This is a genomic window from Streptomyces sp. 2P-4 (genome assembly GCF_030167965.1).
Lineage (GTDB): Bacteria > Actinomycetota > Actinomycetes > Streptomycetales > Streptomycetaceae > Streptomyces > Streptomyces globosus_A.
In genome coordinates, this window is sequence record NZ_CP095011.1 from 5,590,638 (window position 1) to 5,609,183 (window position 18,546).

Below are 18,546 nucleotides of genomic sequence, written 5' to 3' on the forward strand. Positions count from 1 at the left end.
CGGCCCGCCTCAGAAGTAGTAGCGCGACAGCGACTGCGCCACACACACCGGCTTGTCGCCGCCCTCCCGTTCCACGGTGACGGTCGCCGCAACCTGGACGCCGCCGTCCGCCGTGTCCGTGACCGCCGTGATCACGGCGGTGGCGCGCAGCCGGGACCCGACGGGCACCGGCGCCGGGAAACGCACCTTCTCCGTGCCGTAGTTGATGCCCATCCGCATGCCCTCGACGCGCATGACCTGCGGTACCAGGCTCGGGAGCAGCGACAGCGTCAGGTAGCCGTGCGCGATGGTCGATCCGAAGGGCCCGGACGCGGCCCGCTCCGGGTCCACGTGGATCCACTGGCGGTCGCCGGTGGCGTCCGCGAAGAGGTCGATCCGCTTCTGGTCCACCTCCAGCCAGCCGCTCGGCCCGAGCGGCTCGCCGATCCCGGCGCGCAGTTCCTCGGCGGACGTGAAGACCCTCGGATCGGACATGCCTCTCCCTCTCGCGTGGCGAACAAGCGCTTGCTCAGCATTCCGGGACCGCATGTATATGTCAACGGAGCGCGGCGTGGCCGACTACCCTCTGCCGGGTGCCGCAGATTCCCGAGAAAATCCACGAACTCACCGTCGGCCAGCTTTCCGCCCGAAGCGGCGCGGCCGTCTCCGCCCTCCACTTCTACGAGTCCAAGGGCCTGATCAGCAGTCGGCGCACCCCCGGCAACCAGCGCCGCTACAGCCGCGACGCACTGCGCCGCGTCGCCTTCGTACGGGCCGCCCAGCGCGTCGGGATCCCGCTCGCCGCCATCCGCGACGCCCTCGCCCAGCTCCCCGAGGAGCGGACCCCCAACCGTGAGGACTGGGCGCGGCTTTCCGAGATGTGGCGCGGCGAACTCGAAGAGCGGATCAACCAGCTGCTGCGGCTGCGGGACCACCTCGCGGACTGCATCGGCTGCGGCTGCCTCTCGCTGCAGAACTGCGCGCTGTCCAACCCCGACGACGTCTTCGGCGAGAAGCTCACCGGCTCCCGGCTGTAGCCGCGCCCCTGCCGGGTGCCGCCCGCAGGGAGTCCCGGCGCTGCGCGGCCGTCTGCGCTCAGGCGCCGCGCGGCCTGGACCCGCGCCGGCTGGGTGCTCATGAGCCGGGTGCTCGCCGGCGCGTTCGTCCGGGCTGGGTGCGCGCGGGCCGGGTGCTCACGGGCTGGGTACGGCGGTTCGGCGGGTTCGTATTGGCCGGTGTGTCTGTGCGCACCGCGGGCGGTGCGGAGACCCCCGCGCCCCGCATCGCCCCCTCCGCCCGCCCGGCGTCCGCAGGTGCGTAACCCGCTCGCGTCGGCCGGCACCGCCCCCAGGGCTGCCCTACGCCGCTCCTGCCGCTGCGGAAGCCGGCGGTGCGGCCCAGGTCGAGTCCGCGAGCGCGGGTCTGGGCACCACGATGCCGCAGCCTGCGCAGACCGGGCCGTCCCAGGCCCATGCTCCCTCCCAGGGCCTGCGGCCGCTGCCGCGGCCCGCCGGCTGCCGCCCGCACGCCGCACCGCGGCCCGCCCCGCGCCCCCGTCTCGGGGCGGGCACCGGCGCAGGCCAGTGCAGTTCCCGCTCGCCGCAGACCGGGCAGGACGTCCCCGGCTCCGACTCCAGGGCCGCGACCAGCCGCCGCAGCACCTCCGCCAGCGTCCCGGCCGGCCGCACGTCCGGGTCCGCGCACCGGACCACCGCGTCCCCGCTGCCGCCCCACGCCCACTCGGGGCGGCGCAGCCCGTCGTGCTTCTCGCGCCGGCGCCGCTCCGCGAACTGGCGCTCGTACGCGAGCCAGACCGCCCGCGCCTCCTCCAGCTCCTCCAGCGCCGCGACCAGCCGCTGCGGGTCCGCCGCCCGGTCCTCCGGTGCGATCCCGTGCCGGTCGCACAGATGCCACCAGGTCGCCCTGTGCCCGTACGGTGCGAACCGCTCCAGGCAGCGGCGCAGCGAATGGCGCCGCAGGGCAAGGTCGTTGCGCGCATCACGCACCTGGTAAGCCAGGCTCCGGAAACCTGCCATCACACCCTCACCTCCGCCTCGCGCCGTCCACACCGCGGCGCCGTACCTCCTCGAACGACGACGCACCGTGGGATGTGCCCAACATGCCCCGGCAGGTGCAGGCGCATGCGGGGGCGGACGAGGCGTGCGGGTGGCACATGGCCGGAAGTCAGCGCCCCATGCGCCCCGCGGCCACCACCACGCGTGCCAGCTCCGCGTGGCAGACGTCGCTGTGCGCCCCCGCAGGAGGACCGCCGCGCCGGACCACCGACGCGGCGTCCACGCTGACGCAACCGGACGCCGGCACCCCCGACCGCAGGGCGGCCGCGAGGGTGAGCCGCACCGCTCCGGGGACGGCCTGCACCCCGCCGTGACCGATCGCGCCCCACCGCGCGTCGAACCCGAGCAGACCGGCCGAATCACCTGCCATCCGGGAGGCCAGCGGGTAGAAGACCCGCAGCGCGGCGTCGTGCTTCGAGTGGCAGGCCACCACGGGGCCGTCGACCCGGCGCTGCAGGCCGCGCAGGGCGCCGCCGCGCCGGGTGTCGTGGGGGAGCCGGTCGGCGAACGCGTAGTGCGAGAAGGCGCCCTGCAGCAGGGTCAGCGACTTCACGTGGCGGGCCCCGGCAGGCACGGCGCGCAGGGAGAACGCCGCCACCCGGGCGCCGAAGCTGTGGCCGATCAGGTGGACGCGCAGCCCCGGCCTTCGGGCCGCCAGTTCGGTGAGTGCCGGCCCGAGCCCCCGTTCGCCGACCGCGCCGGCCCGTTTCTTCATCTCGTAGTACGTCGCCTGCCGGAGCAGCTCCTTCGCGCCGTCCCACAGGGCACGCCGGTCGCCCGCCGCCGAGAGCCCCGGTGCGGGCGGGCCCGCGGCCGCCTCCGCCAGGCCGTCCGCGAGGGCCCGGCACACCTCGCGTACGTCCTCGGCGAAAATGGCGGGGACCCCGCGGTCCGGTGCGTCGCCGGCCCCCGTCCCGGCGACCCCGGCCAGCTGCCGTACGAGCAGGCCGAACTCGGCGAGGGCCTCCTCCGACTCCGGCCGCGCGGCCAGCAGTTCTGCCACCCGGTCCAGCTGCGCCCCGTGTCCGGGCCAGAAATCCGCGAGGGCTCTGCGCGCCGCGAAGTCCAGGGCCGAGCCGGCGGCGGGGCCGGGGCCGGGTGCGTCGGGCGCGATCAGGGACTCGAAGTCCGGGATCGGCTCGTCCGGGAAGCGGATCGACGGCCAGACCACTCCCGCGTACCCCAGCCGTACCCCGGGCCGCACCAGCCCCGGGAAGGGAGCGTAGAAGCGGTCGAACAGGCGGACCGACGTGGACCGGTCGCTGTTCCAGCCGTGCGCGAAGACCAGCAGATCGGTGGCGTCGATGCCCGCCGCGGCCCGCAGTCCGCCCGGATCGGGGTCGCCCTGGGCGTCGAAGACGAGCTCCGCGTACGGGGACACGCCCACCGCGGCGGCCGCGAGCGCCCTCCCCGGCGAGGCCGCGTGGCCGTCCTCGTACGTGTGCGCCGCTGCCGCTGCCGCTGCCGCTGCCGCCGTCCCCGCTCGGCGCCCCGCTACCGCTCCCGGTTCCGTTTCCGCCGCCATGGGTGCCCCCTCCGCGCCGCTGGTTGGTGCGTCCAGCATCCTGCCGCGCGCCCGCACCGGCCAGACCCGTGCAGCCGACGGCCTAGCGGTAGAGGAGGTACTGCTCCCGCTGCGCCGTGAACCGGGCGAGCCCCGCCGCCCAGTCGCCGGCGATCTCCTCGACGCCGGCGCCGGCGTCCACCATCCGCCGGACCCGGTCCGAGCCGGCCAGCCGGTCGATCCAGTGGTCCGCGCGCCACGCGAACCCGCTCACGGTCCGCCGTGCCGTCACCAGCAGCCCGATGCCCGCGCGCACCGGATCGAACGCGGACCGGTCGTGCACCACCAGCCGCACCCCGCCGCACACCTTCCCCGCGTGCTTGGAGAAGGTCGGTGTGAAGTACGCCTCCCGGAACCACACGCCCGGCAGCCCCAGCGCGTCCGCCGCCTCCGCCCACCGGCGGTCCGCGCCCTCCGCGCCCACCACCTCGAACGGAGTGGCCGTACCGCGCCCCTCCGACAGGTTCGTGCCCTCGAACAGGCAGGTCCCGGCGTACGCGAGTGCCGTGTCCGGCGTCGGCATGTTCGGGCTCGGCGGAAGCCAGGGCAGCCCGGTCTCCCCGAAGAACGACTCCCGCCGCCACCCCGACATCCGCACCGTGTGCAGCCGGGCCGGAGAGGCCGCGAGGAACTCCCCGTTGAACAGCAGCGCCAGCTCGGCCGCCGTCATGCCGTGCGCGAGCGCGATCGGCTCACGCCCCACGAAGCCGGCGTACGCCCGCTCCAGCACCGGCCCCGCGGCCCGCCGCCCGCCGACCGGGTTGGGCCGGTCCAGCACGACCACCGCCTTGCCTGCCAGCGCGGCGGCGCGCATGCAGTCGTACAGGGTCCAGATGTAGGTGTAGAACCGTGCCCCGACGTCCTGGATGTCGAAGACGACGGTGTCCACGCCGGCCGCCGTGAACAGGTCGGCGAGCTGCTGCCCGCTCGCGCCGTACGTGTCGTACACCGGGAGCCCGGTCGCCGGGTCGCGGCCGGGCCCCTCGGAGCCGCCCGCCTGCGCCGTGCCGCGGAAGCCGTGCTCCGGCCCGAACACGGCGACGAGCCGGACCCGCGCGTCGGCGTGCAGGACGTCCACCAGGTGGCGGGCGTCGGCGGTGATCCCGGTGGGGTTCGTGACCACGCCCACGCGCTGCCCGGCGAGGAGCGCGTAGCCGTCCGCGGCGAGCCGCTCGAAACCCGTCTGCACCCGCTCGGCTCGCCGAGCCGCCCGCGCATCCGCCCCCACCGCCCCGGCCGGTCCGGCACCAGGCACGAGGGCCGCGCCCGCACCCGCGCCCGCGGCTCCCGCCAGCCCCAACAGCCCCCGTCGTGACAGCCCCGGCCTCTGATTCATCCCGCCACGCTAGGACCCGGCGACCTTCCACCTCGACATACCGACCGGTTAGTCTGCCGGATGTCCGGCAGGCCGTGAAAGGTGATCCCGTGAGCATGGGCGTTGCGAGCGCGTACCAGGACCAGCGAGTCGTCGTCACCGGCGCGGGCGGCGGCATCGGCGCCGCCCTCGCCCGCGGGTTCGCCGCCCGCGGCGCGACCGTCGTCGTCAACGACCTCGACTCGGACAGGGCCGCCGCCGTGGCCGCATCGATCGGCGACCGCGCCACCGCCCTGCCCGGCGACGCGTCGGCCGTCGCCGCTGAAGCCCGCGAGGCCCTCGGCGGCGAGGTGGACGTCTACTGCGCCAACGCCGGGATCGCCGCCGGCGGCGACGCCTTCGCCGACGAGGGCGTGTGGGAGGCCGCCTGGGACACCAACGTGATGGCCCACGTCCGCGCCGCCCGGCTGCTGCTGCCGCACTGGCTGGAGCGCGGCAGCGGCCGCTTCGTCTCGACCGTCTCCGCCGCCGGTCTCCTCACCATGATCGGAGCGGCCCCGTACAGTGTCACCAAGCACGGTGCGCTCGCCTTCGCGGAGTGGCTCTCGCTGACCTACCGCCACCGCGGCGTCCGCGTCCACGCCATCTGCCCGCAAGGAGTCCGCACCGACATGCTCGCCGCCGCCGGCTCGGCGGGCGAACTCGTCCTCGCGCCGACCGCGATCGAGCCGGACGCGGTCGCGGACGCCCTGTTCGACGGCATGGAGAAGGGCCGGTTCTTGATCCTCCCGCACCCCGAGGTGGCGCAGCACGCCGCCGGACGCGCCGCCGACCCCGACCGCTGGCTGCGCGGCATGAACCGGCTCCAGCGGACATGGGAGCAGCGGTGACCGTACCCCGCGCCACCGCCGCACCCCGCCCCCCGGCCGCCGTGCCGACGCCGCCGGCCTCCGCGTACGCCGCGCGCCCCTGGGTGCGGCTGCTCAGCCCGGCCCAGCGCGCCCCGCTGGACGCGCCGCCGACCCTGCTGCACGCGTTCCGTACCGCGGCCGGTCGCGCCCCCGGCCGTACGGCGCTCGCCTACTTCGACGGCCGCATCGACTACGCCGCGGCCGACGCGCTCAGCGACTCCCTCGCCGGCCACCTCGCCGCCCGCGGCATCAGCCGCGGCGACCGCGTCGCCGTCGCGCTGCAGAACACCCCGCACTTCGTGCTCGCCGTCCTGGCCGCCTGGAAGGCCGGCGCCGTCGTCGTCCCGGTCAACCCCATGTACAAGGAGGCGGAGGCGCGGCACGTCCTGCGCGACTCCGGCGCCGCCGCCCTGGTGTGCGGGGACAGCGCCTGGGCGGCCGAGCTGCGCGCTGCCGCCGTCGACACCGCGGTGACCACCGTCCTGACCGCCCGCGACCGCGACTTCCAGTCCCGCGACGACGCCCGCGTGTTCGGCACAGCCCCCGACGCAGCCGCCCCCGACGCAGCCGCCCCCGCCCCCGCCGTCGCGGACCTCGCGCATACGGCCCGCCGCGGCCTCCCGGCCCCGCCCGACCCCGGCCTCACCGCCGCCGACCCCGCGCTCATCAGCTACACCTCCGGCACCAGCGGCACCCCCAAGGGCGCCGTCAACCCGCACGGCGCCCTCACGCACAACGCCCGCCGCCAGGTCGTCGGCCACCCCCTCCCGGAGGGCGCCGCCTACTTCGCCCTCGCCCCCCTCTTCCACATCACCGGCATGGTGTGCGAGCTCGGCGCCTGCCTGGCCAACGCCGGCACCCTGGTCCTCGCCCACCGCTTCGACCCCGGAGTCGTCCTCGACGCCTTCCTCGAACACCGCCCCGCCTACACCATCGGCCCGGCCACCGCCTTCACGGCGCTCGCCGCCCACCCCTCCGCCACCCGGGACCACTTCGCCTCGTTCCAGGTGGTCTCCTCCGGCGGCGCCCCCGTCCCGCCCGCCCTGGTCGAGCGGCTCCGCGCCCGCTTCGGGATCCGGCTGCGCAACGGCTACGGCCTCACCGAGTCGACCGCCGCTGTCGCCTCCGTCCCCGTCCACCTCGACGCACCCGTCGACCCGGCCTCCGGCACCCTCTCCGTCGGCCTGCCCGGCGCCGACACCGCCGTCCGCATCGTCGACGGCAGCGGTGCCGAGGTCCCGCTCGGCCGGATCGGCGAGATCGCCGTACGCGGTCCCCAGCTCGCGCACGGCTACTGGGGGCGCCCCGAGGCGACCGCCGAGGCCTTCCCCGGCGGCGAGCTGCGCACCGGCGACGTCGGCTTCATGGACGCCGACGGCTGGCTGTACGTCGTCGACCGCAAGAAGGACGTGATCAACGCCTCCGGGTTCAAGGTCTGGCCCCGGGAGGTCGAGGACGTGCTCCACACGCACCCGGCCGTCCGGGAGGCCGCCGTCGTCGGCGTTCCCGACGCCTACCGCGGGGAGACCGTCAAGGCGTACGTGAGCCTGCTGCCCGGCGCCGTCGCCGAGCCGGCCGAGCTGTCCGCGTACTGCCGCGCCCGCATCGCCGCCTACAAGTACCCGCGCGAAGTGGAGGTCCTGCCCGTCCTGCCGAAGACGACGAGTGGCAAGATCCTGCGTCGGGAGCTGCGCGACCGCGGCCGGAAACAGTCGTAGGGTCGCACGAGGGCGGGCTCTTGCCGGCCGCACCGGCCGCACCGGCCGCACCGGCCGCGGAACACAGGAAGGAAGGACGGCGCCATGGCCGCCAGGACGACGGAGCCCGAGGGCATGCACGACACCCCGGTGCCGCAGCGGCTGCTGGCGGTGGCCACCCGGCTGTTCGCCGAGCGCGGCTACGACCGGACCTCCGTCCAGGAGATCGTCGAGGCGGCCGGGGTCACCAAGGGCGCCCTCTACCACTACTTCGGCTCCAAGGACGACCTGCTGCACGAGGTGTACGCGCGCATGCTGCGCCTCCAGCAGCAGCGCCTCGACGCCGTCGCCGACTCCGACGCCCCCGTCGAGGAGCGGCTGAGGGCGGCCGCCGCCGACGTCGTCGTGACCACCATCGAGAACCTCGACGACGCGGCCATCTTCTTCCGGTCGATGCACCAGCTCAGCCCGGAGAAGCACAAGCAGGTGCGGGCCGAGCGCCGCCGCTACCACGAGCGCTTCCGCGCGCTCGTCGAGGAGGGGCAGCGCAGCGGGGTGTTCTCCACCGCCACCCCCGCCGACCTGGTGGTGGACTACCACTTCGGCTCAGTCCACCACCTGTCCACCTGGTACCGGGCCGACGGGCCGCTCACCCCGCAGCAGGTCGCCGACCACCTCGCCGACCTGCTGCTGCGGGCCCTGCGCCCCTGACGGGTCCGGTCAGCGGTACGGCTTCAGCTCGCGCAGTGCCAGCGACCGCTGGTGGACCTCGTCCGGCCCGTCCGCCAGCCGCAGCGTCCGGGCCGCCGCCCACAGCTCGGCCAGCGGGAAGTCCTGGCTGACGCCGCCCGCGCCGTGCAACTGCACCGCGTCGTCCAGGATGCGCACCACCGCCCGCGGCGTCGCGATCTTGATGGCCTGGATCTCGGTGTGCGCGCCGCGGTTGCCCACGGTGTCCATGAGCCAGGCCGTCTTCAGGACGAGCAGCCGCAGCTGCTCCACCGCCACCCGGGCGTCCGCGATCCAGCCCCGCACGACACCCTGCGAGGCCAGCTCCCCGCCGAAGGCCGTACGCCCCACCGCGCGCCGGCACATCAGCTCGATCGCCCGCTCCGCCATCCCGATCAGCCGCATGCAGTGGTGGATGCGGCCGGGCCCGAGCCGGGCCTGGGCGATGGCGAAGCCGGCCCCCTCCTCGCCGATCAGGTTCGCGGCCGGTACGCGGGCCCCGTCGAAGACGACCTCGGCGTGCCCGCCGTGGTCGTGGTCCGCGTACCCGTACACCGTCATGGCGCGCCGCACCTCGACGCCCGGGGTGTCGCGGGGGACGAGCAGCATCGACTGCCGGCGGCGCGGGTCGGGCCCGTCCGGGTCGGTCTTGCCCATCACGATGAACACCTTGCAGTCCGGGTTCATGGCGCCCGAGATGTACCATTTCCGACCCGTCACCGTGTATGCGGAGCCGTCCGCCGAGCGCTCGATGCGGGTCTCGATGTTGGAGGCGTCCGACGAGGCGACCTCCGGCTCCGTCATGGCGAACGCCGACCGGATCTCCCCGGCCAGCAGCGGCTCCAGCCACTGCCTGCGCTGCTCCTCGCTGCCGAACTGCGCGAGCAGCTCCATGTTCCCGGTGTCCGGGGCGGCGCAGTTCACCGCCATGGGCGCCAGGTGCGGGCTGCGCCCGGTGATCTCCGCCAGCGGGGCGTACTGGAGGTTGGTCAGCCCTGCCCCGTACTTCCCGTCGGGCAGGAAGAGGTTCCACAGCCCGCGGCGGCGCGCCTCGGCCTTCAGCTCGCCGAAGACGGGCGGGGTGTCCCAGGGCGAGGCCAGCCGCGCGCGCTGCTCGGCGGCAACGGGCTCCGCCGGGTACACGTGCTCTTCCATGAACGCGAGGAGCCGCGTCCGGAGTTCCTCGGTCCGGGCGTCGAATGCGAAATCCATGCGGGAGTGCCTCAGCCTTCCTCGTCGAGTGTGGTCAGACCGTGCTCGACGAACACCGGCACCAGCTCGCCGATGCGGTCGAAGCCCCCGCCCACCGTCTGCCCCAGCGTGTAGCGGCGGTGGATGCCTTCGAGGATCACGGCGAGTTTGAACCAGGCGAACGCCGTGTACCAGCCGATCGCGCCGGCATCCCGGCCGGAGCGGGCCGCGTACCGCTCGACCAGCTCCGCGGGCGAGGGGTGCCCGGGCGCGGAACTCGTCGTGCTGACGGGGGAGTCACCCAGCCCGAGGTCGGTGCTGTACATCACCAGCAGACCGAGGTCGGTCAGGGGATCGCCGAGCGTGGACATCTCCCAGTCCAGGACCGCCCGGACGTCGCCGCCGTCCTCCCCGACCAGCACGTTGTCCAGGCGGAAGTCCCCGTGCACCACCGTCGCCGCGGGGGAGCCGGGCAGCGTGCGGGCGAGCGCGCCGCGCAGTTCGTCGATCCCGGGCAGCTCGCGCCCCCGGGAGGCCTCCAGCTGCCTGCCCCAGCGGCGCAGCTGCCGCTCCAGGAAGCCCTCCGGCCGGCCGAAGTCCTCCAGGCCCACCGCCCGGGGGTCCACCGCGTGCAGGTCGACGAGCGTGTCGACCAGGCCGAGGACGAGGCTCCGGGTGCGCTCCGGGCCGAGCGCGGCGAGCCGCTCCGCGCTCCGGTACGGGACGCCCTCGACGAACTCCATCACATAGAACGGGGCGCCCAGCACCGACTCGTCCTCGCACAGCAGGAGCGGCTCGGGCACCGGGACCGCCGTGCCGTGCAAGGCCGCGATGACCCGGTGCTCCCGCCGCATGTCGTGGGCCGTGGCCAGGACATGCCCCAGCGGCGGACGGCGCACCACCCAGCGGGAGGCACCGTCGGTGACCTCGTACGTGAGGTTCGACCGGCCGCCCTCGGTCAGCCGGCCCCGCAGCGGACCGCAGAGCAGCCCCGGCAGGTCGCGGTCCAGGCGGGCACGCAGCCGCTCCGGGTCGAGGCCGCGGGGGGCGGCTCCGGCGGGTGCTGGGCTCATGGTGCGCACCTCCGTGCGGAGAGGGACGGATGAGGACGGCGGCCCGCGCCGGCGGCGGGGCGGCCGTGATCGCCGGAAGCCATCATGCCGACCAGTCGGTATGCCGTCCAGTGTGCAGGACCCCCAGGACCCCCAGGACCCCCCGGAACTCGGGGGCGGCGCCGGGCCGCCCCCCGGCCTGGATCAGGCGTGGCAGAGAATCGGCGTCCCGCCGTTCATCACCGTCATGTCCGTCAGTACCGCCACGATGTCCAGCGGCGCCCCCTCCGGCTCGCCGGCCAGCTCCGCGTACGCCCGGTGCAGGTTGGCCACCAGGCGCTCGCCCTCCCGCCAGGCGGCGAACTCGCCCAGGTCCGCCTCCCGGGCGGCCTCCAGCGGGGTGAGCCCCCTTGCCAGGCCCTCCCGGGCCAGCTCCTCCACATACCGCAGGTAGCGCTCGGTCGCGTCGTACGCCGACGGGTCGGTCAGCGGCCCGTGCCCCGGTACGACGGTCTGCGCGCCGAGGGAGCGCAGGAGCTCCAGCGCCCGCAGCGATCCGGCCAGCGAACCCATCGCCAGGAAGGGGGTGCCCCCGGCGAAGACCAGGTCGCCGGTGAAGACCACGCCCTGCCGCGGCAGCCAGACGACCGAGTCGCCGGTGGTGTGCGCGACTCCGGGGTGGATGACCCGGACCTCCGTTTCGCCCAGGTGGAGGGTCATCCGGTCGCTGTAGGTGAGGTCGGGCGGGGTGATCTCCACGGCGCCGAAGTCGGTCCCCGGCCAGATCAGCTCCAGCTGGTGCCCGGCGGCGAGCTGCTCGGTCCGCGCACTGTCGTGGCCGAGGACGAGGGCCTCCGGGGCGAAGACGCCGTTCCCGTAGGTGTGGTCGCCGTGGTGGTGGGTGTTGACCACCGTGCGCGGCAGCGGCACCCCGGCGGCGGCGACCGCGTCCCGCAGGGCCAGCGCCCGCCGCTCGGTGGCGGCGGTGTCGACGAGCAGGGTGCGGCCGCCGCCGCTGACGAAGCCGGCGTTGTTCAGGCACCAGCCGCCGTCCGGCTGTACGTAGGCGTACACGCCGTCCGCGAGGCGGACGGTGTAGGGCGGTTCGGCGGTCATGTGCGCTCTCCCCTGGTCGCGGTGACGGGCAGTCGGCATCCTGCCAGCCGCCCGGCGGCCGGGGGAGGGAGAGGTGCGCAGCGGTGCGGGGGGTTTCGTCCGTCAGTGGTCGTCGTAGTGGCCGTCGTGCGCGGCGTGGCGGTGGCCGTCGTGCAGGTAGTCCAGGTGGTCGCCGTGTCTGACGGCGGTGTGCCCGCACTCCGCGCCGTGCGCGTGCTCGTGGCCGTCGTGCGGGGTGTGGCCGCGGGCCTCGCACTCGTCCCAGTGGCCGGCGTGCTCGCGGTGCAGGTGCCCGTCGTGCGCGTAGTCGAGGTGGTCGCCGTGCTCGACGGCGGTGTGCCCGCAGCCCGGCCCGTGGGCGTGGGCGTGCTCGATGTGCTCGTGGTGCAGGGTGGTCATGCCGCTGAGGCTAGCCCTGAAAGTCGACTATTGCCCGTTATGTCCGCAACGGCGTGGGTGTGATCCGCCGACCGGACGGTCCCGGCGCCTCAGAGGACGACCGCCACCGCCAGCGCAGCCAGCGCCACCGTGCACGCCACCACCCCCGAAGCCGCGCGCGGCGCCAGCCCCGGCGGCCGGGCCGCGGCCAGCTCCCGCATCCGCCGATGCGCCACCACCAGGAACACCAGCCACACCAGCACGATCAGCACCGCCTCGGCCGCCTCCCCCGCGGCCCCGCCCCCGCGCAGCGCCTGCCGCACCCCGAGGACCGCCGCCACCGAGCAGGCCAGCGTCGTACGCCGCCACGCAAGCCGGGTCCGCTCCGGCTGGAGCCCCGCATCGCGCTCCGCGGCGGGGGAGGGGCGTACGGGGCTCACGCCCCGCCGTCCGTCCAGCCGAACAGCACCACCACGACCATCACCGCCGCGACCAGCCCGACGCCCACCCCCAGCAGCACGGGGAACCGGGACACCGGCAGGTCCTCGCCGCGCCGCATCGCCGCCTCGCACCGCAGCCAGTGGTTGACAGCCCGCAGCGCGCACGCCGCGCCCACGGCCAGCAGGGCGAGCGCCATGCCGACGCGCACGCCCCAGCGCAGGTCCGGCAGGAACTGGTCCACGGCGAAGCCGCCGCCGATCAGCGCGAGCGCGGTCCGGACCCAGGCCAGGAACGTCCGCTCGTTGGCCAGGGAAAACCGGTAGTCGGGCTGCTCGCCCTCCTCGCGCACCCGCTGCGGCGCCCACCACAGGCGGGCCGCCCTCCCGAAATCGATCACCCGGCCAAATCTACGTCCCGCCCCCGGACCGCCGCGCGCCACGGGCCCCGCCCGCCGCAGGCCCCCGGCCCGCCCCACTCCCCGCCCCGCCCGTCAGCCCCGCTCCCCGCCCTCCCGGAAGGCGCGCAGCCGCCGGTACGCCTCCAGCCCGTCCGGCACCCACGGCCAGGAGCCGTCCGCGATCCGGCCCTCCAGCTCGTTTTCCGGCAGCCAGGCATGCCAGGCCACCTCCGACTCCTGCGGCCGCACCTCCAGCCCGCCGCAGCGCACCTCGTGCACGTACGACCACCAGCCCCCGCCCGGCCCCTCGTACAGGAACTTGAACAGCGGCTCCGGCCGGGCCAGCCCGGACACCCCGAGCTCCTCCTCCGCCTCCCGCAGCGCGGCCGAGGCGTAGTCCTCGCCCGCCCCGAGCACCCCGCCCACGAACATGTCGTAGCGGGAGGGGAAGACCAGCTTCGACGCCGTCCGCCGGTGCACGAAGACCCGCCCCCGGTCGTCCCTGGCCAGCACGAACACGCACCGGTGGAGCAGGCCCCGCGCGTACACCTCGCCGCGCGGCGCCCGGCCGGTCACCCGGTCGTCGCGGTCCACCACGTCCAGCACCTCGTCTGCAGCACCCATGCGGCCCATCCAAGCACCGCCATTGACGGCTTGCCGCCCCGTGGCAAAGGATCGGCCCCACCGGCGACCGGAGGGCGACTTCGCATGGCGTACGACGCAGACGTGATCGTGATCGGGGCGGGCCTCGCGGGCCTCGCGGCCACCGCCGAACTCGCCGACGCGGGCCGCAGCGTGATCCTGCTCGACCAGGAGCCCGCGCAGTCGGCCGGCGGCCAGGCCCACTGGTCCTTCGGCGGCCTGTTCCTCGTCGACTCCCCCGAACAGCGCCGGATGCGCATCAAGGACAGCCGCGAACTCGCCCTCCAGGACTGGCTCGGCACCGCCGGATTCGACCGCGAGGAGGACGCCTGGCCGCGCCGCTGGGCCGAGGCGTACGTCGACTTCGCGGCCGGGGAGAAGCGGCCCTGGCTGCACCGCCTCGGCGTCCGCTTCTTCCCCGTCGTCGGCTGGGCCGAACGGGGCGGCTACGGCGCCCTCGGCCACGGCAACTCCGTCCCCCGCTTCCACATCACCTGGGGCACCGGCCCCGGCCTCGTCGAGCCCTTCGAGCGCCGCGTCCGCGAGGGCGCCGCCCGCGGCCGGGTCCGGATGCTGTTCCGCCACCGCGTCACCGGGCTCTCCCGCACCGCCGGCGCGCTCGACACCGTCACCGGCGAGATCCTGGAGCCGTCCTCCGCCGCACGGGGCTGCGCCAGCAGCCGCGAGCCGGTCGGCGCTTTCTCGCTGCGCGCCCAGGCGGTGATCGTGGCCAGCGGCGGGATAGGCGGCAACCACGACCTCGTCCGCAAGCAGTGGCCGGACCGGCTCGGCACCCCGCCGGAGCGCATGCTCTGCGGCGTCCCCGCCCATGTGGACGGCCTGATGCTGGGCGTCGCCGAGGACGCCGGCGCCCGCCACGTCAACAAGGACCGCATGTGGCACTACACCGAGGGCATCGCCAACTGGGACCCGATCTGGGCCCGCCACGGCATCCGCATCCTCCCGGGCCCCTCCTCGCTCTGGCTGGACGCCACCGGCCGGCGGCTGCCCGTACCGCTCTTCCCCGGCTTCGACACCCTCGGCACCCTCGACCACATCATGCGGACCGGCCACGACCACACCTGGTTCGTCCTCAACCGCCGCATCATCGGCAAGGAGTTCGGCCTCTCCGGCTCCGAGCAGAACCCCGACCTGACCGGCAGGTCCGTGCGCGGTGTCGTCGACCGGGCCCGGCAGGCCGTACCGGGGCCCGTCCAGGCCTTCATGGACCGCGGAGCGGACTTCGTCGTCGAGCGCAGCCTGCCCGCCCTCGTGCGCGGCATGAACGCCGTCACCGGCCTCGGCCTGCTCGACGAGGACACCGTCCGCCGCGAGGTCACCGCCCGCGACCGGGAGATCGCCAACCCCTTCACCAAAGACCTCCAGGTCACCGCCGTCCACGGCGCCCGCAGGTACCTCGGCGACCGGCTGGTCCGCACCGCAGCCCCGCACCGCATCCTCGACCCCGCCGCAGGCCCGCTGATCGCCGTACGCCTGTCCATCCTGACCCGCAAGTCCCTCGGCGGCCTGGAGACCGACCTGTCCTCGCGCGTCCTCACCGACTCCGGCGAGCCGCTGCCCGGCCTGTACGCGGCCGGGGAGGCGGCCGGGTTCGGCGGCGGCGGCGTCCACGGCTACCGTGCCCTGGAGGGCACCTTCCTCGGCGGCTGCCTCTTCTCGGGCCGCGCCGCCGGCCGGGCGGCGGCCGCCGCCGTGGGCTGACCCCCCGGGCTGCCGGGCCGACCGCCGCGGCGGGGGTCAGGACAGGCGGGAGACCACCCGGAACCGCTCGGCGACGACGAGGGTGTCGTCGCCGACCGCGTAGTCCGGGTCGCCCAGCACCGTACGGATCTCCTCGCCGTGCCAGAACCGCTCGTGGGACGCACGCCATTCGGCCACTGACCCGTACCCCTCGCCCTCGTCCGCGGCGTGCCGCAGGTCCACGTCGGCGAGCCGCAGCACCCGCACCTCCGCCACCTCCACCACGGCCACCGGGCGCTCGCCGGAGTCGACGAGGACCGCCCGGTCGCCCGCCGCGGGAAGGGGATCGCCCTCCGCCTCGTACGCGGCCAGCAGCCCCGTCGTCGTGGTCTTCGCCCCGCTCAGCACGGCCGCCACCAGCGCGTCGCGCAGCGGCCCGGGGAACCCGAGCAGGTACGGGGGCAGCCCCTCATGCGTCTCCATGGGCCCACCCTACGGCCCGCCCGCCGTCCGGCCGGACCGCGCCGGACCGCGCCGGTCCGCCCCCAACTATCGGCCGCACCGCACCAGTTGAAACACGCCACCCGGCGGACCGGACCTTGACTCGGAGCTGTGCCTACCGGTTTGCTGTGCGTGATCATTCCAGCCGTTCCCGTCACGTCCACCGTCCGTCAGCCCGTCACCGCGCCCGTGTCCTGGAGGGAAATCCGCGGATGTCCCCGCCTCCGCCGCCCCTCGGCCGCACCCGCAAGCGGGACGCCCAGCTCTTCGACCCGGCCCTCTGCGACACCGAACTGGTCGACGTCCGCGCCCGGTTCACCCAGGGCAGGTGGGCCAAGGCACGCGCCCTCCTGGCCGGCACCGGCGACGACTGGGACCGCCGCGGCCACCGCGTCGTCGTCCTCGCCGAGACCCCCGCCGCCCTGGCCTGGGCCCGCGAATGGCTGCTCGCCGAACCCGAGAGCGCCGACGCCGCCACCCTCCTCGCCTGCGCCTCCGTCTTCGCCGCCCTCCGCCGCAAGGGCACCCCGGAGGCCGCCGAGGAGGCCTGCCACCGCGCCGCCGCACTCCTGCCGGCCGACCCGACGCCCTGGCTCGGGCTGCTCATGCTCTCCCGCGCCTACGGCTCCCAGGAGGAGTTCAGCCGCCACTTCGACCAGGTGCGCGCCCGCCACCGGGAGCACCACCACGCCCACCACCTCATGGTCGCCCGCCTCGCCGAGCACGCACCGGCCGCCGGACAGGACCCCCTCCACGAGGTGTACGACTTCGCGGCCTGGGCCGCCGAGGAGTCCCCGGCCGACTCCCCGCTGGCCGTCCTCCCGGTCATCGCGCACGCCGAGCGCTACCGGGTCCTGGCCGCCGTCCACGGCGCCGGCCCCGACAGCGCCGCCGCGCACTGGTCGAACCGCCGGGCCCGCCAGGTGCTGCGCTCCGCGTTCGACTGGTGGCTGGAATGGGAGCGGGAGGACCACCCCCGCAACCGCGTCGACCTGAACTTCCTCGCCCACGCCAAGCTGTGCGAGGGCCGGCCCGCCGAGGCCGCCGCCCTCTTCCACCGCATCGGCAGCCACGCCACCCCGGCCCCCTGGTCCTACCCGGACCTCGACCCGCAGAAAGCCTTCCTCGCGGCGCGCAGCGCCGCGCTCGGCACCGCCTGACCACCCCCGCCGGGCGCGCCGCACCACCACCCCCGCGCACCGCACCACCCTGCACGGCCCCGCTCGACCCCCCCTGCTCGACCTTCCCCCCGAAAGGACACCCGCATGGCGACGGGCAGATCCACCGCGCTCGGCACCCCGCCCGAGATCCGGACCTACAAGGGCCAGGACCGCGCCCTGCGCGCCGGCCGCCTCGGCACCGCCGGCCTGCTGCTCTCCGTACTGGCCGCGAGCGCCCCGCTCATGGTCGTCGCCGGCGTGATGCCCACCACGTTCGGCGTGATGGGCATCGTCGGACAGCCGCTGCTCTTCGTGATCCTCGGCCTCGTGCTCGCCCTCTTCAGCGTCGGCTACGCGGAGATGAGCCGGCACGTCCACAACGCCGGCGCCTTCTACGCGTACATAGCCCGCGGCCTCGGCCCCACCGCAGGCACCGGCGCCTCGCTCGTCGCCCTCATCGCGTACAGCGCGATGCAGGTCGGCGTCTACGGCATCCTCGGCTTCGAGGTCTCCGGCCTCTTCGCCACCTATCTGGACACCGAGCTCGCCTGGTGGATCCCCGCCCTGGCCGCCGTCGCCGTGACCGGCGGGCTCGGCTGGCTGAAGATCGACCTGAACGCCCGCGTCCTCGGCGCCCTGCTTCTGATCGAGTGCGTCCTCGTCGTCATCTTCGACGTCGCCGCCCTCGCCGAGCCCGGCCCCGAGGGCGTCTCGCTGCACGCCTTCGACCCGGCCGCCCTCGGCGGGGCGGGCCTCGGCACCGCCCTGTGCTTCTGCATCGCCGCGTTCGTCGGCTTCGAGCAGTCCCCGGTCTACGCCGAGGAGACCAGCCGGCCGCACATCGTCGTCTCCCGCGTCATGTTCCTCGCCGTCGGCTTCGTCGCCCTCTTCTTCGCGGTGAGCTCCTGGGCCCTCACCGTCGCCACCGGCCCCTCCGAGGTCGTCAAGGCCTCCGCGGAGGCCGGGCCCGGCCTGCTCTTCCAGCTCACCGAGGCCCGCCTCGGCGGCACCTTCACCGACGTCCTGCACGTCCTGTTCGTGAGCGGCATCTTCGCGGCCATGATCAGCTTCCACAACGTGGTCGCCCGCTACGCCTTCGCCATGGGCCGCGAGGGACTGCTCCCGGCCGCCTTCGGCCGGACCAACCCCGGCACCGGGGCGCCCGCCACCGGCTCGCTGATGCAGACCGTCGTGGCCGCCCTCGTCGTCCTCGCCTTCGCCGTCACCGACGACAACCCGGTCGGCGACCCCACCGCGCCGGTGCTGCACCTGTTCACGTGGATGGGCAGCGTCGGCGCCCTCGGTGTGACGCTCCTCATGTCGGCCGCCTCGTTCGCCGTGATCGCCTTCTTCGTCCGCCGGGGCACCGCGGGCGCCCAGCTGTGGCGGCTCGTCGCCGCCGGGCTCGCCGGCACCGCCCTGCTCGGCATCGCCGTGTACACGGTGAAGGACTTCGGCGTCCTCGTCGGCGCCGGGGAGGGCTCGGTCCTCGGCTGGCTGCTGCCCGCGGTCATCGGCCTCGCGGCCGTCGGCGGCCTCGTGTACGGCGCCGTGCTGCGCGTACGCCGCCCCGAGGTGCACGCCCGGATCGGCCTCGGCAACGAGGCCTTCCGCCTCGACCAGGCGGCCGGGACGGCGTCCCGCACCTGATCCCGCTCCGCAGGGCCTGGCGCCCTCGCTTTCAGCCCTGCACAAGG

The 18,546-nt window shown here is 75.2% G+C and carries 19 protein-coding genes; 7 read left to right on the top strand and 12 right to left on the bottom strand.

The window, feature by feature from the left end; translation table 11 throughout:
* Positions 1 to 9: 9 nt before the first annotated feature.
* Positions 10 to 474, bottom strand: coding sequence for a MaoC family dehydratase (locus tag MUK52_RS24790; protein ID WP_114056930.1), 465 nt, complete (start codon positions 472 to 474; stop codon positions 10 to 12).
* Positions 475 to 572: 98 nt separating this feature from the next.
* Here MUK52_RS24790 and soxR point away from each other — a divergent pair, with 98 nt between their 5' ends.
* Entirely contained in the window at positions 573 to 1,016 is a 444-nt protein-coding gene (gene soxR / locus MUK52_RS24795; RefSeq protein ID WP_114056929.1) for a redox-sensitive transcriptional activator SoxR, read from the top strand.
* A gap of 321 nt (positions 1,017 to 1,337) precedes the next feature.
* On the opposite strand, the gene MUK52_RS24800 is transcribed toward soxR, so the two are convergent.
* From MUK52_RS24800 to MUK52_RS24810, 3 genes are all read right to left on the bottom strand, one after another.
* The gene (locus tag MUK52_RS24800) at positions 1,338 to 2,015 is read right to left on the bottom strand and encodes a hypothetical protein (RefSeq protein WP_114056928.1); all 678 of its coding nucleotides are present in this window, start codon (positions 2,013 to 2,015) and stop codon (positions 1,338 to 1,340) included.
* A gap of 148 nt (positions 2,016 to 2,163) precedes the next feature.
* Positions 2,164 to 3,579 carry an alpha/beta fold hydrolase gene (locus MUK52_RS24805; RefSeq protein ID WP_284580119.1) on the bottom strand — a complete coding sequence of 472 codons (1,416 nt, stop codon included), beginning with the start codon at positions 3,577 to 3,579 and terminating at the stop codon, positions 2,164 to 2,166.
* An 82-nt stretch (positions 3,580 to 3,661) separates the two neighbouring features.
* Positions 3,662 to 4,954, bottom strand: coding sequence for an exo-beta-N-acetylmuramidase NamZ family protein (locus MUK52_RS24810; RefSeq protein WP_114056927.1), 1,293 nt, complete (start codon positions 4,952 to 4,954; stop codon positions 3,662 to 3,664).
* 95 nt (positions 4,955 to 5,049) lie between these two features.
* On the opposite strand from MUK52_RS24810, the gene MUK52_RS24815 reads away from it, so the two are divergent.
* From MUK52_RS24815 to MUK52_RS24825, 3 genes are all read left to right on the top strand, one after another.
* On the top strand, positions 5,050 to 5,823 hold the full coding sequence (locus tag MUK52_RS24815; protein ID WP_284581770.1) for an SDR family oxidoreductase: 774 nt from the start codon (positions 5,050 to 5,052) through the stop codon (positions 5,821 to 5,823).
* Positions 5,808 to 7,562 (top strand): class I adenylate-forming enzyme family protein, encoded by a 1,755-nt coding sequence (locus tag MUK52_RS24820; RefSeq protein ID WP_502963594.1) that lies wholly within the window; start codon positions 5,808 to 5,810, stop codon positions 7,560 to 7,562. Before MUK52_RS24815 ends, MUK52_RS24820 begins: the two co-directional genes overlap by 16 nt.
* A gap of 84 nt (positions 7,563 to 7,646) precedes the next feature.
* Positions 7,647 to 8,252, top strand: coding sequence for a TetR/AcrR family transcriptional regulator (locus tag MUK52_RS24825; RefSeq protein ID WP_114056925.1), 606 nt, complete (start codon positions 7,647 to 7,649; stop codon positions 8,250 to 8,252).
* A 9-nt stretch (positions 8,253 to 8,261) separates the two neighbouring features.
* Here MUK52_RS24825 and MUK52_RS24830 read toward each other — a convergent pair whose 3' ends face one another.
* The 7 genes from MUK52_RS24830 to MUK52_RS24860 all read right to left on the bottom strand — a co-directional run bounded on the left by MUK52_RS24830 (position 8,262) and on the right by MUK52_RS24860 (position 13,469).
* The gene (locus MUK52_RS24830; protein WP_284580123.1) at positions 8,262 to 9,482 is read right to left on the bottom strand and encodes an acyl-CoA dehydrogenase family protein; all 1,221 of its coding nucleotides are present in this window, start codon (positions 9,480 to 9,482) and stop codon (positions 8,262 to 8,264) included.
* Positions 9,483 to 9,493: 11 nt separating this feature from the next.
* Positions 9,494 to 10,534, bottom strand: a complete 1,041-nt coding sequence (locus tag MUK52_RS24835; RefSeq protein ID WP_284580127.1) for a phosphotransferase family protein — start codon at positions 10,532 to 10,534, stop codon at positions 9,494 to 9,496.
* Between the two features lie 183 nt (positions 10,535 to 10,717).
* Complete coding sequence (locus MUK52_RS24840) at positions 10,718 to 11,629, bottom strand: MBL fold metallo-hydrolase (protein ID WP_114056922.1); 912 nt, start codon at positions 11,627 to 11,629, stop codon at positions 10,718 to 10,720.
* A 102-nt stretch (positions 11,630 to 11,731) separates the two neighbouring features.
* Positions 11,732 to 12,028 carry a hypothetical protein gene (locus tag MUK52_RS24845; RefSeq protein ID WP_114056921.1) on the bottom strand — a complete coding sequence of 99 codons (297 nt, stop codon included), beginning with the start codon at positions 12,026 to 12,028 and terminating at the stop codon, positions 11,732 to 11,734.
* An 89-nt stretch (positions 12,029 to 12,117) separates the two neighbouring features.
* The gene (locus MUK52_RS24850; protein WP_284580131.1) at positions 12,118 to 12,447 is read right to left on the bottom strand and encodes a DUF202 domain-containing protein; all 330 of its coding nucleotides are present in this window, start codon (positions 12,445 to 12,447) and stop codon (positions 12,118 to 12,120) included.
* Positions 12,444 to 12,845, bottom strand: coding sequence for a YidH family protein (locus tag MUK52_RS24855; protein WP_114056919.1), 402 nt, complete (start codon positions 12,843 to 12,845; stop codon positions 12,444 to 12,446). The genes MUK52_RS24850 and MUK52_RS24855 overlap by 4 nt, the downstream gene beginning before the upstream one ends.
* Before the next feature lie 93 nt (positions 12,846 to 12,938).
* Positions 12,939 to 13,469 carry an NUDIX hydrolase gene (locus MUK52_RS24860; RefSeq protein WP_284580133.1) on the bottom strand — a complete coding sequence of 177 codons (531 nt, stop codon included), beginning with the start codon at positions 13,467 to 13,469 and terminating at the stop codon, positions 12,939 to 12,941.
* Positions 13,470 to 13,553: 84 nt separating this feature from the next.
* Here MUK52_RS24860 and MUK52_RS24865 point away from each other — a divergent pair, with 84 nt between their 5' ends.
* A complete protein-coding gene (locus tag MUK52_RS24865; RefSeq protein WP_114056917.1) occupies positions 13,554 to 15,209 on the top strand; it encodes an FAD-binding dehydrogenase in 1,656 nt (551 codons plus the stop codon).
* A 36-nt stretch (positions 15,210 to 15,245) separates the two neighbouring features.
* On the opposite strand, the gene MUK52_RS24870 is transcribed toward MUK52_RS24865, so the two are convergent.
* Positions 15,246 to 15,671 carry an ASCH domain-containing protein gene (locus tag MUK52_RS24870; protein WP_284580136.1) on the bottom strand — a complete coding sequence of 142 codons (426 nt, stop codon included), beginning with the start codon at positions 15,669 to 15,671 and terminating at the stop codon, positions 15,246 to 15,248.
* Between the two features lie 230 nt (positions 15,672 to 15,901).
* Here MUK52_RS24870 and MUK52_RS24875 point away from each other — a divergent pair, with 230 nt between their 5' ends.
* Positions 15,902 to 16,849 (top strand): hypothetical protein, encoded by a 948-nt coding sequence (locus tag MUK52_RS24875; protein ID WP_114056915.1) that lies wholly within the window; start codon positions 15,902 to 15,904, stop codon positions 16,847 to 16,849.
* A gap of 105 nt (positions 16,850 to 16,954) precedes the next feature.
* On the top strand, positions 16,955 to 18,499 hold the full coding sequence (locus MUK52_RS24880) for an APC family permease (RefSeq protein WP_284580138.1): 1,545 nt from the start codon (positions 16,955 to 16,957) through the stop codon (positions 18,497 to 18,499).
* Positions 18,500 to 18,546 lie beyond the last annotated feature (47 nt).

What these genes read in the sequence shown, in the direction of transcription:
- MUK52_RS24790 (WP_114056930.1), bottom strand. Translation starts at nt 474, where the DNA reads ATGTCCGATCCGAGGGTCTTCACGTCCGCCGAGGAACTGCGCGCCGGG.
- MUK52_RS24800 (WP_114056928.1), bottom strand. Translation starts at nt 2,015, where the DNA reads ATGGCAGGTTTCCGGAGCCTGGCTTACCAGGTGCGTGATGCGCGCAAC.
- MUK52_RS24805 (WP_284580119.1), bottom strand. Translation starts at nt 3,579, where the DNA reads ATGGCGGCGGAAACGGAACCGGGAGCGGTAGCGGGGCGCCGAGCGGGG.
- MUK52_RS24810 (WP_114056927.1), bottom strand. Translation starts at nt 4,954, where the DNA reads ATGAATCAGAGGCCGGGGCTGTCACGACGGGGGCTGTTGGGGCTGGCG.
- MUK52_RS24815 (WP_284581770.1), top strand. Translation starts at nt 5,050, where the DNA reads ATGGGCGTTGCGAGCGCGTACCAGGACCAGCGAGTCGTCGTCACCGGC.
- MUK52_RS24820 (WP_502963594.1), top strand. Translation starts at nt 5,808, where the DNA reads ATGGGAGCAGCGGTGACCGTACCCCGCGCCACCGCCGCACCCCGCCCC.
- MUK52_RS24825 (WP_114056925.1), top strand. Translation starts at nt 7,647, where the DNA reads ATGGCCGCCAGGACGACGGAGCCCGAGGGCATGCACGACACCCCGGTG.
- MUK52_RS24830 (WP_284580123.1), bottom strand. Translation starts at nt 9,482, where the DNA reads ATGGATTTCGCATTCGACGCCCGGACCGAGGAACTCCGGACGCGGCTC.
- MUK52_RS24835 (WP_284580127.1), bottom strand. Translation starts at nt 10,534, where the DNA reads ATGAGCCCAGCACCCGCCGGAGCCGCCCCCCGCGGCCTCGACCCGGAG.
- MUK52_RS24840 (WP_114056922.1), bottom strand. Translation starts at nt 11,629, where the DNA reads ATGACCGCCGAACCGCCCTACACCGTCCGCCTCGCGGACGGCGTGTAC.
- MUK52_RS24845 (WP_114056921.1), bottom strand. Translation starts at nt 12,028, where the DNA reads ATGACCACCCTGCACCACGAGCACATCGAGCACGCCCACGCCCACGGG.
- MUK52_RS24860 (WP_284580133.1), bottom strand. Translation starts at nt 13,469, where the DNA reads ATGGGTGCTGCAGACGAGGTGCTGGACGTGGTGGACCGCGACGACCGG.
- MUK52_RS24865 (WP_114056917.1), top strand. Translation starts at nt 13,554, where the DNA reads ATGGCGTACGACGCAGACGTGATCGTGATCGGGGCGGGCCTCGCGGGC.
- MUK52_RS24870 (WP_284580136.1), bottom strand. Translation starts at nt 15,671, where the DNA reads ATGGAGACGCATGAGGGGCTGCCCCCGTACCTGCTCGGGTTCCCCGGG.
- MUK52_RS24875 (WP_114056915.1), top strand. Translation starts at nt 15,902, where the DNA reads ATGTCCCCGCCTCCGCCGCCCCTCGGCCGCACCCGCAAGCGGGACGCC.
- MUK52_RS24880 (WP_284580138.1), top strand. Translation starts at nt 16,955, where the DNA reads ATGGCGACGGGCAGATCCACCGCGCTCGGCACCCCGCCCGAGATCCGG.